Source organism: Stakelama marina (assembly GCF_018122655.1).
In the GTDB taxonomy this organism is placed as follows: domain Bacteria; phylum Pseudomonadota; class Alphaproteobacteria; order Sphingomonadales; family Sphingomonadaceae; genus Sphingomonas; species Sphingomonas marina.
The window spans coordinates 556,396-568,904 of the sequence record NZ_JAGRQC010000002.1 but is presented as its reverse complement, the minus strand read 5'-3'; the positions used below and the strand labels follow the sequence as shown (position 1 = coordinate 568,904).

Annotated in this window: 13 protein-coding genes; 3 read left to right on the top strand and 10 right to left on the bottom strand. The window is 64.0% G+C overall.

What is annotated here, in order from left to right:
- Positions 1-44 precede the first annotated feature (44 nt).
- The 10 genes from J7S20_RS09200 to sdhC all read right to left on the bottom strand — a co-directional run bounded on the left by J7S20_RS09200 (position 45) and on the right by sdhC (position 8,823).
- Positions 45-1,928 (bottom strand): glycoside hydrolase family 2 protein, encoded by a 1,884-nt coding sequence (locus J7S20_RS09200; protein WP_284053939.1) that lies wholly within the window; start codon positions 1,926-1,928, stop codon positions 45-47.
- A 58-nt stretch (positions 1,929-1,986) separates the two neighbouring features.
- Positions 1,987-3,114 (bottom strand): cell division protein ZapE, encoded by a 1,128-nt coding sequence (gene zapE, locus J7S20_RS09195; RefSeq protein WP_284053938.1) that lies wholly within the window; start codon positions 3,112-3,114, stop codon positions 1,987-1,989.
- Positions 3,111-3,260, bottom strand: coding sequence for a hypothetical protein (locus tag J7S20_RS09190; RefSeq protein WP_284053937.1), 150 nt, complete (start codon positions 3,258-3,260; stop codon positions 3,111-3,113). Before J7S20_RS09190 ends, zapE begins: the two co-directional genes overlap by 4 nt.
- A gap of 11 nt (positions 3,261-3,271) precedes the next feature.
- Complete coding sequence (locus J7S20_RS09185; RefSeq protein WP_284053936.1) at positions 3,272-3,739, bottom strand: PaaI family thioesterase; 468 nt, start codon at positions 3,737-3,739, stop codon at positions 3,272-3,274.
- 16 nt (positions 3,740-3,755) lie between these two features.
- The gene (locus J7S20_RS09180; protein ID WP_284053935.1) at positions 3,756-4,538 is read right to left on the bottom strand and encodes a succinate dehydrogenase iron-sulfur subunit; all 783 of its coding nucleotides are present in this window, start codon (positions 4,536-4,538) and stop codon (positions 3,756-3,758) included.
- A 102-nt stretch (positions 4,539-4,640) separates the two neighbouring features.
- Entirely contained in the window at positions 4,641-5,267 is a 627-nt protein-coding gene (locus J7S20_RS09175) for an ATP-dependent Clp protease proteolytic subunit (protein ID WP_430980929.1), read from the bottom strand.
- Positions 5,268-5,425: 158 nt separating this feature from the next.
- Positions 5,426-6,205, bottom strand: a complete 780-nt coding sequence (locus J7S20_RS09170) for a hypothetical protein (protein ID WP_284053934.1) — start codon at positions 6,203-6,205, stop codon at positions 5,426-5,428.
- Entirely contained in the window at positions 6,202-8,019 is a 1,818-nt protein-coding gene (gene sdhA, locus J7S20_RS09165) for a succinate dehydrogenase flavoprotein subunit (protein ID WP_284053933.1), read from the bottom strand. The genes J7S20_RS09170 and sdhA overlap by 4 nt, the downstream gene beginning before the upstream one ends.
- Positions 8,019-8,405: a succinate dehydrogenase, hydrophobic membrane anchor protein gene (gene sdhD / locus J7S20_RS09160; protein WP_284053932.1), complete on the bottom strand. Its 387-nt coding sequence runs from the start codon at positions 8,403-8,405 to the stop codon at positions 8,019-8,021. The genes sdhA and sdhD overlap by 1 nt, the downstream gene beginning before the upstream one ends.
- 1 nt (position 8,406) lies before the next feature.
- Positions 8,407-8,823, bottom strand: coding sequence for a succinate dehydrogenase, cytochrome b556 subunit (sdhC, locus tag J7S20_RS09155; protein WP_284053931.1), 417 nt, complete (start codon positions 8,821-8,823; stop codon positions 8,407-8,409).
- Positions 8,824-8,974: 151 nt separating this feature from the next.
- Between sdhC and J7S20_RS09150 the strand changes: the two genes are divergently transcribed.
- The 3 genes from J7S20_RS09150 to J7S20_RS09140 are packed head-to-tail and all read left to right on the top strand — an operon-like array spanning position 8,975 to position 12,483.
- Positions 8,975-10,342 (top strand): methyl-accepting chemotaxis protein, encoded by a 1,368-nt coding sequence (locus tag J7S20_RS09150; RefSeq protein ID WP_430980925.1) that lies wholly within the window; start codon positions 8,975-8,977, stop codon positions 10,340-10,342.
- Between the two features lie 22 nt (positions 10,343-10,364).
- The gene (locus J7S20_RS09145; RefSeq protein ID WP_284053930.1) at positions 10,365-11,735 is read left to right on the top strand and encodes a methyl-accepting chemotaxis protein; all 1,371 of its coding nucleotides are present in this window, start codon (positions 10,365-10,367) and stop codon (positions 11,733-11,735) included.
- A gap of 46 nt (positions 11,736-11,781) precedes the next feature.
- Positions 11,782-12,483 carry an SDR family NAD(P)-dependent oxidoreductase gene (locus J7S20_RS09140; RefSeq protein WP_284053929.1) on the top strand — a complete coding sequence of 234 codons (702 nt, stop codon included), beginning with the start codon at positions 11,782-11,784 and terminating at the stop codon, positions 12,481-12,483.
- The last annotated feature ends 26 nt before the right edge of the window (positions 12,484-12,509 follow it).

Sequence of the window (12,509 nt, the reverse complement as noted above, 5' to 3'; positions counted from 1 at the left end):
CTTTCTTTGCAGTTGCGAAGCAATTGCAATAAAGCGGCGTGCAGCTAGCGATCGGCACCCGGCGGGGCGTCGGTCCAGCGCAGATATTGATCTGCCAACACGTCGAACGCCTGTTTGCGCCGTCCGGTTTCAGATTCGAGCCCCTTTCGGTTCCAGCCTTGCTGATAAATAGGGTGCTGGCGGCGCGGAGACCGGAAATCCTTCAGGATCCAGGGCGACATTCCGCGCAGGAACGGGACCTTCTCCGCCATCTTTAGCGTCTGCCGATAATATTCGGCCTGATACTCCTCGGAGAATTTGTGCGTCGCCGTCGGGTCGTGAAAGCCCGCTTTCGCCGCCGCACCGAGTTCGGAGAAGATGAGCGGCTTGCGATATTTGGATGCCCAGGCGATCGATGGCAGCGACGCCAGGCTGTCGTCGCCGTACCAGCCGTTATAGGTGTTCACCGCCATCACATCGAGCGCGGGGATCAGCGGGTCGTCGATCACGACGGTATCGACGCCGTCGCGCTTCTCCCGGTGGCTGAGAAGCGCTGCGGAGATCAGGCGCGTTCCGTCGAGCCGCCGCGCATCGGATGCGAGCGTCGTCAGGAAATGCGTGCGCGCATCGCTGACCGGCGTTTCATTGCCGACGCTCCACAGGATGATCGAGGCACGGTCGCGGTCGCGAAGAATATTCTCGGCGAGCATCGTGCGTGCCTGTTTCAAGGTGTCGGCGTCGTCGAACGCGACCCGCCAATAGACCGGAATCTCGCTCCAGACGAGCAGGCCAAGCTTGTCGGCCATGCGCGTCATCACGGGCGAATGCGGATAATGCGCCAGGCGAACATAATTGGCGTGGAGGCCCTGTTTCGCCTCGGTCAGCAGCGCGCGCGCAGCTTCGGGCGTGATCGCGCGCGTGGGGTCGGCGCCGAATTCCTCCTCATGGATGCAGATACCGCGCAGGAAAACGGACTTGCCGTTCAGCAGGATGCGATCGCCATCGACGGAGACGGTGCGAAAGCCCACTTGGTCGTGCCAGACATCGTCGCCCGCGGTCACGCGGACATCGTAGAGCGTCGGCGATTGCGGCGACCAGCGTTTCAGCCCCGCGGGCGCGGGCGCGTCGGCGCTCCAATTGCCTTGCGCGTCGCTGCGCGCGGTCATGGTCAGGCCGAGGCCGCCAACCGCGATCCGCACCGCGCGATTGGCGGCGGCCGGGCCGTCGAGCGTGCCGCTGGCGACGATCCGCCCGTCGCGGGTCAACCGGACCCACGCATCGTCGACATAGGTTTCGGGCACCGTGATGAGCGTCACCGCGCGGGTGATGCCGCCATAGGTTTCCCAGTCGGTGACGGGCGGGGGCACATCTTTATCGCCGCGCTGCGAATCGACGCCGACGGTGATCTGGTTGTCGCCGTCGCGCAGCAGGTCGGTCACGTCGAAGGCAAAGGGTGTGAAACCGCCGCGATGTTCGCCGACATGTTCGCCGTTCAGATAGACATGCGCGGCATAGTTGGCGGCGCCGAAATGCAGGAAGACGCGCTTGCCGGGCTGGGGGTGCGCATCGAAATGGCGCTGATACCAGACCAGCCCCTGATAGTGGCGCATCTCCGCCGACTGGGTCAGCCAGGACTGCGGCAGCGTGACGACGGGCGAGCGACCGAGATCCTGTTCGAACAATGCGCTGCCGTCGCGGCGTTCGGTCTCGGCAATATCGATATCGGCATAGCGCCTGCTCGACATGGCGGGCTTCCCGCCGTGAAAGCCGGCCATGCCGTCGCGATAGGGGTCGATCGACATGTGCCACGGCCCGGACAGGTCCCGGGCGGGACGAAGGTCGGCGGCGGCGAGAACCGGCGCTATCCTGGGCGGTGAACTTTCCTGCGCAAGCCCCGGTTGCGCACTGAAAACCGTCATGAGTGCGGCGACGAGCATCGCGGTTCGCATCAGGCCAGACCCCCTCTTTTCCCTGTTCTTGTCGGGGTGAGGCTAGGCGGTAGCGGTATCAGCGTCCAGACTGTTCGCCCTCGCCATGCCCCTTGGCCAGATATTCGTCCGAGCGCATCTCGTTGAGGCGCGACACGGTGCGTTCGAATTCGAACTTGCCGTCGCCTTCCTCGTAAAGATGTTCGGGCGCGGCATCGGCGGCGGCGAGCAGCTTGACCTTATGTTCGTAGAGCGCATCGATCAGCGTCACGAACCGCGCTGCTTCGTTGCGGTTCTCCGGCCCGAGTCGCGGAATACCGACGATGATGACCGTGTGAAAACGGCGCGCAATGGCCAGATAGTCGGACGATCCGCGCGCTTCTGCGCATAGCCGTTTGAAACTGAATACCGCGACGCCCTTCAGGCATTTGGGGACATGCATTTCGCGCGTGCCGCCGACATTCAGCTCGCAGGTCGGCACATGCGCGCGGTCCTCGACCGGATAGTCGGTCAGGCGAAAAAAGGCGTCGGACAGTTCCTGTGTCGCTTCCGGTCCGTTGGGCACCAGCCAGGTGTCCATCCGGCCGAGCCGGTCGAGCCGGTAATCGACCGGGCCGTTGAGCGGCATGACATCCATGCGCTCCTCGATCAGGTCGATAAAGGGCAGGAACAGGCTGCGGTTGAGCCCGTCCTTGTACAGGTCGCGCGGGGGGCGGTTCGACGTCGCGACAAGCGTCAGCCCGCGTTCCATCATCTCTGTGAACAGCCGCGACATCACCGCTGCGTCGGCGGTATTGTTGATGACCATCTCGTCAAAGGCGAGCAGGCGGACATTCTCGGTGAGCGCTGCGGCAACCGGCGGGATCGGGTTGCCCGCTTCCTTCTTGCGCTCCTCGGCGATGCGTTCATGCACTTCGAGCATGAATTCGTGGAAATGGACGCGGCGTTTCCGCTGGATCGCAAGATTTTCGAAGAACAGGTCCATCAGCATCGATTTGCCGCGGCCGACCCCGCCCCAGAGATAGAGCCCGCGCGGCGCCTCTGGCGCCTTGCCGAGTGCGCGCCACAGGATGCTGCCGCGACGCGGCGATGCTTCGAGCTCGCGCGCGAGCTGTTCGAGCCGCTTCGCCGCCGCTGCCTGTTCGGCATCGGGCTTCAATTCGCCCGCCTCGACGAGCGCTTCGTACCGTGCGTAGAGTTCGCTCATGCCAGCGTGCCGTGGTGAGCGAAGCTCGGGTCGTCATCCCTGCGCAGGCGCGGGGCCAGACGCGCAACGCCCGACGGAGAAACGCGGCATTCGAGAATATCGATTCCCGCCTTCGCGGGAATGACGGCAGGAGAGGAAACGGTCACTCTTCTGACTTTCACTTGCGGGTAGGCTTCCGCACCGTTCCCGAAAAGCTGGCGGCGATGTCTTCACCGTCCTCGCCCTGTACGATCAGCCCGCGCAGGAAGAGTAGGCGTCCGGTCTCACGCAGCAATTCGACGCGCGCCTCGATATCCTCACCGATTCGCGCGCCGCCGATGAACTGCACCGACAGGTCGAGCGTCACGGCGGTACCGGCGGTCAGGATACCGAAGCCACGCCCGGCGGCGAACAGCGCGACATCGATAAAGCCCATCAGCGCGCCGCCATGGACGTTGTTCGACAGGTTGGAATGCTTGTGCTCGGGCGTCATGCGGACGCGCGCGAGCTTGCCCTCGATCCGCACCGCCATCGGCCCGAGCATCGAATTGAACCGGCTCGGGTCGCTCAGCTGCCAGCGCTTCCAGCCCGGCAGGTCGGGATGGTCCTCGTAAACGAAGCTGGGCGGCGCTGCGTCTTCTGCCATGCGGTGATCGCCGTCGTCAGACGGCGCGTTCGACCATCATCTTCTTGGTTTCGGCGATCGCCTTGGCCGGGTTCAGGCCCTTGGGGCAGGTGTTCGCGCAGTTCATGATCGTGTGGCAACGATACAGGCGGAACGGGTCCTCGAGCTCGTCGAGCCGCTCGCCGGTCATCTCGTCGCGGCTGTCGGCGAGCCAGCGATAGGCCTGGAGCAGGATCGCAGGGCCGAGGAACTTGTCCGAATTCCACCAATAGCTGGGGCACGAGGTCGAGCAGCATGCGCACAGGATGCACTCGTACAAGCCGTCGAGCTTGTCGCGCTGTTCGGGCGACTGTAGCCGTTCCTTGCCCGCCGGCGGCGGCGTCACGGTCTTCAGCCAGGGCTGGATCGAGGCATATTGCGCGTAGAAATGCGTGAAATCGGGGACGAGGTCCTTGATGACCGCCATGTGCGGCAGCGGCGTGATGCGGATTTCGCCCTTCAGGTCCTCGATCGCGGTGGTGCAGGCAAGGCCGTTCTTGCCGTCCAGGTTCATCGCGCACGACCCGCAAATGCCCTCGCGGCACGAGCGGCGAAAGGTCAGCGACGAATCCTGCTCGCCCTTGATCTTGATGAGCGCGTCGAGAACCATCGGCCCGCAATCGTCGAGATCGACGGTAAAGGTGTCGTAGCGCGGATTTTCACCCGAATCGGGATCGTAGCGGTAGATCTTGAACCGTTTCACCCGTTCGGCGCCTTCCGGGGCAGGGTGGTTCTTGCCCTTCTTGATGACGCTGTTCTTCGGCAGGGTGAATTCGGCCATGGTCTCTTCCGTGCTTTCGACTGGGCTTCGACATGGGACGCGCACGCTTCCCGGTCAACCTCGGCAGCGCGATAGACCAGCAGGCGGCTGCGCGCAAACCCCTCAGATCACGTCGAGGACCAGCCCCTTGTCGCGCGCCTCCTCGGCGTCGATGTACCAGTTCTCGGGCGCGCGCTCGCGGACCTCCTCGAAATCGACCTTCGACCCGGCGACGAGGTCGCGAAATCCCTCCTCCTCGATCCGGATCGAATGCTCGATCTCGTGGAGATTTGCCTTCAGCGTATCGACGCAGGTGCGCAGCGGCCCGTTGAGGGTGATCGTCTTCGAAATCAGCCGCTCGTGGATCATGATGCGCGTTCCCTTGGTCAGGAAACGCTTGTCGACCGGAAAGGCGGCCATGAAGGTCGCGCCCGCCGAATAGACCGCGACCTTGCCGAGGAACAGGATCTCGCGGCCGGTATAGTCGCGCATCAGCCGCACCTCGTCGCCCATCAGCCGCGCAACCTCCGGATCGCCGCCCAGCGTCGAGATCGCGATGACAAGCGTGCCGTCGGCCGGCGCATTGCCGAGCTGATCGCGGAACGACTGGTACATCGCCTGATCGACCGGCCCCGACAGATGGATATGCGGGCTGGCGAGAAGGGGATACTGGTTCGCCTTGCTCTCGCCGCCGGCCGTATCGGGCGCGGGAGCGGGCGTCTGGGCGGGCGTCGGCGTTTCCTGGTCCATGGAGCGCGCAACCGGCGTGGCGCGATTCGGTTCCCGCAAGCCCCGCGCTTTCCATGCCAGACGCAACCCGAACACAAGCGTCGCGACCCCGCCGAGCAGGATCAGCAGCAACGCGGCATAAACGAGAAACGGCGACGGCATGACGGGACAACGCCGCGCTACGCTGTCGGCTCCGAACGGGCGGGAGGCGCGAGCAAGGCGGCACGTGTGGCGGCCGCAAGATATAGCGCGACTACTCCGCCGCAAACCGACAAATAGCTGGACGTCGGAAACTGGATCGCCACGGCCAAAGCAAGCGGCGCGGCGATCAGCATGAAAGCTATCGTGACACCCCATGAACGCAGGCGTCGGTCTGAATCCCAATATAGTAACGAGACGGGAAGCTCGCCGAACAGCTGCGTGATCAAGATGCCCAGCGGCACCACCACGGCTGCTGCCGCAATGGTGAAGGTCACAAGTCCCTCCAACGGGATACCGATCGAATCGGCGCACCATGGAAACATGACGCGGTCGAGGTCAACATATAGACTGATCGACCAACCCATCAGATTCAGGGCAAGCACCCCCAGCCCGATCAGCACGAATGAAGATCTCGACTTCGGCGTCCGCAACCAAGACCAAGCGGCCGCCCTCGTTATGCAAAGCGAATAGGCGATTCCCGCGACAGTGCAGGCGGCCAGAATCAGATTGAGGCCAGTGTCGACCAGCGGATATCGCCAGGTCATCAGCGCGTAATAGCGATCGGCCGCCGCTTGTTGCGCGGCTCCGCGGCTCGTGCCGCCAGCGCACCAGCTATTCCATTCCTGCATCGCCAAAGCGTGGTCAGAATATGGCGGCAGCGTCAGGCCCCAAATAAGGAGAGCGCCACCGATTATAAAACCGGCGGCGCTCCCGATGATGGTCCAACCGAAAAGCGTCGGCCGGCGGTACAAGATCAATAAACCCGCTTCTTCGGCTCGATATAGCTGATCTCGTCGGTCAGCGTGTAGTCGTGGACCGGGCGATAGTCGATCGCGACCTTGCCGTCCTTGCCGCCCCAGCCTTCGAAGGTGGTGACGGTGTGCTTCATCCAGTTGGCGTCGTCGCGCTCGGGATAATCCTCGTGGCTGTGCGCGCCGCGGCTTTCCTTGCGGTTGGCCGCCGAACGGATCGTCACCATCGCCTGCGCGAGCAGGTTGTCGAGCTCGAGCGTTTCAACGAGGTCGGTGTTCCAGATCAGCGAACGGTCGCTGACATGGACGTCCTGCATGCCGGCATAGATCTTGTCGATCTCCTTGATGCCTTCCTGCATCAGCTCGTCGGTGCGGAACACCGCGCAATGCTTCTGCATCGTCTTTTGCATCTTCGAACGGATTTCGGCGGTCGGCGAGCCGCCATCGGCATTGCGGAAATGGTCGAGCCGGGTCAGCGCCATTTCCTCCGACCCCTTGGGCAGCGGATCATGCGCGGTGCCGGGCTTCAACGTTTCCTTCAGGCGCAGGCCGGTCGCGCGGCCGAACACCACGAGGTCGATCAGCGAGTTGGAGCCGAGCCGGTTGGCGCCGTGCACCGACACGCAGGCGGCTTCGCCCACCGCGAACAGGCCGGGGACGACCGCATCGGGGTTGCCGTCCTTCAGATGGACGACCTCGCCGTGATAATTGGTCGGGATGCCGCCCATATTGTAATGTACCGTCGGCACCACCGGCAAAGGCTTGCGCGTCAGGTCGACGCCCGCGAAAATCTTGCCGGTCTCGGTAATGCCGGGCAGGCGTTCGTGCAGCACCTTCGGATCGATGTGATCGAGGTGCAGGAAGATGTGGTCCTTTTCCTTTCCGACGCCGCGGCCCTCGCGGATTTCCATCGCCATCGACCGCGACACGACGTCGCGGCTGGCGAGGTCCTTGGCGGACGGGGCATAGCGCTCCATGAAGCGCTCGCCTTCCGAGTTGGTCAGATAGCCGCCTTCGCCGCGTGCGCCCTCGGTAATGAGCACGCCCGCGCCGTAGATGCCGGTCGGGTGGAACTGGATGAATTCCATATCCTGCAGCGCGATTCCGGCGCGCAGGCACATCGCGTTGCCGTCGCCGGTGCAGGTGTGCGCAGAGGTCGCCGACTGGAATGTGCGGCCATAGCCGCCGGTCGCGAGCACGACGGCGTGCGCGCGGAAGCGGTGGATCGACCCGTCATCGAGGCACAGCGCGATGACGCCGCGGCACTTGCCGTCCTCCATGATGAGGTCGAGCGCGAAATATTCGATGAAGAAATCGGCGTCGTATTTCAGGCTCTGCTGATAGAGCGCGTGGAGCATCGCATGGCCGGTACGGTCGGCCGCGGCGCAGGTGCGCTGTACCGGAGGGCCCTTGCCCATATTCTGCATATGGCCGCCGAACGGGCGCTGATAGATGGTGCCATTGTCGTTGCGGCTGAACGGCACGCCGGCATGTTCAAGCTCATAGACCGCCTGCGGCGCTTCGCGGCACAGATATTCGATCGCGTCCTGGTCGCCCAGCCAGTCCGATCCCTTGACGGTATCGTACATGTGCCACGACCAGTGATCGGGCGTGTTGTTGCCCAGCGACGCGGCGATCCCGCCCTGCGCGGCGACGGTGTGGCTGCGCGTGGGAAAGACCTTGGAGATATTGGCCGTCTTGAACCCGGCTTCGGCCGAACCCATCGTCGCGCGCAGGCCCGATCCGCCGGCGCCGATCACCACCGTGTCATAGGTGTGGTCGATGATCTTGTAGGCCTCTGTGGCTTGGCTGTCGGCCATTATGCGGGTGCTCCGGTGAATGCGATTCGAAGAACGGAAAAGATGCCGATGGCTGCGCCGGCGATGGTGAAGGCGTTGAGCAGCACCATCAACACGAACTGCTTGTGGTCGTGGACATAGTCCTCGATCAGCACCTGCAGCCCGAGCCGCGCATGATAGAAGACGCTGGCGATCAGCAAGATCATCGGGATCGCTGCCCAGCCCGAGGACAGCCACGCCGTGACCGTGGCATAGTCATGTCCCGGCAGGCGCGCGACCGAGGCGATAAACCACAGCATCAGGATCAGGTTGGCGCCGGCGGTCAGCCGCTGGTGCCACCAGTGATGCGTGCCCTCGCGCGCTGATCCCAATCCGCGAACGCGGCCGAGTTCGGTTCCTGTGCCCATGTTATTTGCCCCAGATCAGAAAGGCCCAGAAGGCCGCGGTCGCGAGGATCGAGAAGACGATCGTGACGATCGCCCAGCTCTTGTTCGTCTTCAGCTCGTAACCCGCGCCGGTATCGAGCACGAAATGGCGAATCCCGCTCGCCAGATGCTGGAAGAAGGACAGCGTCAGCCCGATCCCGACGATGTAGCCGACCACGTTGAACGCACCGCTGTCGAGCGTGAACAGGTCGATAAAGGCGTTATAGCTCGCCTCGCCGCCCGCCGCGGCGGCCAGCCACCATATCGTCAGCACCGTACCGATCAGCGCCATGCCGTCGCCGGTCGCGCGGTGAAGGATGGAGACCAGCATGTGCGGTCCCCATTTGTAGATGCCCAGATGCGGGGATAGCGGGCGCGATTTCGAAGGTGCTGTAGCCAAAACGGTTTCCTTTCGCGGGTGCGTGCTACTTACGCGCCATGCGCGCGGATGCAAGTGGATCGGCTCGGCTTTGGCTAACCACGCCTTAACTTCTGGCGCGATAGAAATGGCGATCAAGGAATCAATTCCAGGTTTTCGGGGGTCGCAATACGTGTCGCTACCAGCAAAAAAGGATCTGCCGCCGATCGGGAAGCTCAGCGCCGAGATCGATCTCGGTGCGCGGCTGAAGATCTTTGACTTCGAAGGCCAGCTGACGCGTCAGGCGCGCGAGGCATGGGACATTCTGGAACCCGAATGCCGGGCGGTGTCCGAAGCCTATTGGCAGCAATGGCTGCGCTGCTTCGCCGATGAAAGCGAATGGGCGCCGCACGAAACCGAAAAGATGATCGACCTTGGCTGCGCGTTCCTGCGCAACCGTTTTCTCGATACGAGCGGGCGCGCCTGGGTCGAATCGATCGAACGATCGGTGGCGGCCGCCTATGCCGAAAATATCCCGCCGATGGCGCTGCTGTCGATGATCAGCGCCAGCGACCGCGCGGCGCTCGATATCCTGATGGACAAGGTCGAGCGCGACGATCCGCGACTCAACGGCCTGATCGATACGCTGATGCGGCTGTCTGCGCTCGAAGGCGACATCACCGTGGCGCTGTACAATGATTATCGCGAATATTCGGCACAGGTGGCGCGCGATCGGCTGGCCAATGACTTCCGCGACAGTATCGGCCTGACCGTCGAGCGCGCCTCGCATGAGGGCGAGACGCTGCGTTCGCAGGCGGGCCAGACATCTGCCTCGGCGCGCGGAATGCTCGGCAAGACGTCGGAGGTCGCGGCGGCCGCCGAACAGTCGGCGGTGGCGATGCGCGAAGCCGCTCAGACCGCGGCAGGGCTGATTCGCGCGATCGAGGACGCACGTAGCGAGGTGGAGATCGCCGCTGAAATCGCCAACCGCGCTTCGACCCAGGCGGGCGAGGCGGTCGGTGTGTCGGAAGCGCTTTCGGATCATGCCAAGTCGATCGAATCGATCCTCGGACTGATCCGCGACATTGCCGGCCAGACCAATCTGCTTGCGCTCAACGCCACGATCGAGGCGGCGCGCGCGGGCGATGCGGGGCGCGGCTTCGCTGTGGTGGCGCAGGAGGTGAAGAGCCTCGCCAACCAGACTGCGCGCGCGACCGACGATATCGCCGCAAAGATCGCCGCGATCCAGGCGGCGACCAAATCGACCGTGGAAACCAACGCCTCGATCCGAACCACGGTGACCGAGGTGCAGCAATCGGCTGACCGGATCCGCGGCGCGATGGAAGCGCAGGCGCAGACCGTCACCGCGATTACCGCGGCGGTCGACGAAACCGCGCTCGCCGCCGATTCGATGTCGACGACGATTGCCGCGATCCGGGAGGACACCGAAAGCGTCGCGTCGGAAATCGACAGCGTCGGCGAGGGCTTTGCGGTGCTCGACAACGAACTCGCAACGCTGAAGGGCCGCGCGAGCGACTTTGTAACCAAGGTCGCCGTGTGACGGCGTAGAAGGGCTCGGGGCCATGGAACAGCAATCGGTCGCATCCGGACAGGGACATGCCGCGATGATGAACGCGATGACCGAGCGATTCGGTGATTTCGACCGGGACGGCCTGATCGGGTCCGCGTGCGAGGAAATCAGCGCGATCATAGATGGTCGATGCGACGAGATTGCAGAGGCGTTTCTCGACAGTCTGCTGGATGCGCCCGCTGTGGTGGCGGCGACCGGGCGGTTGTCGGACGCCGACCGTGAACGCCAGCTCCGCGAATCGACTGCCTATGTTCGCGCAAAATATCGCGAACCGCTCAGCCGCGACTGGCTTTCCATGGCGCTGCGCAATGCCGCGCGCTGTCACAAGGCGGGCCTACCGCTTCACGCCTTTCTGTCGGCGCTGTCGGTCGGGCATACCAAGCTGATGGAATTCATCCGCGAGGCGGTTGTCGGCGACGCCGGCAAGGCCTGCACCTTGTGCGACGCGATCCAGCGGCTTGCGATGGTCGAAGCCGCGGTGATGGCGGAACATATCGCCTATCGCGACGATATGCAGGCGCGCAAAGTTCGCAACGAGCAATCGGACGATTTCCGCCACAATATCGGATCGACACTCGAAGACACGGCGGTTCTCGGCAACCGGATTCGCGGTCAGGTGGGGACGGCCTCGGCCGCTGCGCGCGGGATGCTCGACAAGACTTCCGAGGTCGCGACCGCGGCCGAACAGTCGGCGGTGGCGATGCGCGAGGCGGCGCAGACGGCGGGCGGGCTGATCCGCGCGATCGAGGATGCACGACGCGAAGTGGAGGCGGCTGCCGACATCGCCAACAAGGCATCGATCCAGGCGGGGGACTCGGTTCGCACGTCAAGCGCGCTGTCCGAACATGCCAAGTCGATCGAATCGATCCTCGGGCTGATCCGCGACATTGCCGGCCAGACCAATCTGCTTGCGCTCAACGCCACGATCGAGGCGGCGCGCGCGGGCGATGCGGGACGCGGCTTTGCGGTGGTGGCGCAGGAGGTGAAGAGCCTCGCCAGCCAGACGGCGCGCGCCACCGACGATATCGCTGCCAAGATCGCCGCGATCCAGGCAGCCACCGAATCGACGGTGATGAGCAGCACCTCGGTTTCCTCGACCGTGGGCGAGGTGCAGGAATCGGCGAACCGAATCCGCACCGCGATGGAGGCGCAGGCGCAGACCGTTACCGCGATCACGTCGGCGGTCGATGAAACCGCGCTCGCGGCTGATTCGATGTCGGGCACCATCGCCTCGATCCGCGAGGATACGCAGAATGTCACCGGAGAGATCGGTACGCTTGAGGCTGAGTTCGCGCATGTCGGTGACCGGCTGGAGCAGTTGAAGACCGCTGCCGAGCGGTTCTCCTCGTCGGTAGCCGCCTGAGGTTCAAAGGCTCGACTTCCCCAGCTTGCCGCCTGTAGGTGGGGGCATGACCACCAATATTCTCCTTACCGGATCGAGCCGCGGCATCGGCGCGGCGATTGCAGACAGTTTCGACCGACCCGATGTTCGTCTGGTGGGCCACGGTACCAAAACGGGTATCCCCGCAGACTTCACCGACCCCGATGCGCCGCGTTCGCTATGGGAACGCGCGCTGGAGGCGCTCGACGGGCGCATCGACGTACTCGTCAACAATGCCGGTATTTTCGAGGCGTCTGCGCTCGACCAGCCGCATGACGACTGGGTCGCCGACTGGGAACGCACGATGCAGGTCAATCTGACCGCGAGCGCGCAGCTATGTCGGCTTGCGGTGCGTCACTGGCAGGAAAACGGCGCGAAGGGCCGGATCGTCAACATCGCCAGCCGCGCGGCCTATCGCGGCGACAGCCCGGCGCACTGGCACTATGCCGCGTCGAAGGCGGGCATGGTCGCGATGACGAAAACGATCGCGCGCGGTTATTCGGGTGAGGGCATCCTGGCTTTTGCGATCTGCCCCGGCTTCACGATGACGGGAATGGCGGACGATTATCTGGAAAGCAGGGGCGGTGCGCAGTTGCTTGCCGATATTCCGCTGGGCCGGGTCGCCGATACCAGCGAAATCGCCACGATCGCGCGATTCTGTGCGCTTGAGGCTCCCGAATCGATGACCGGCGCGGTAATCGACGCCAATGGCGCGAGTTTCGTGCGATAGGCGTTCGCGCAAAATAGCGGGAGAGC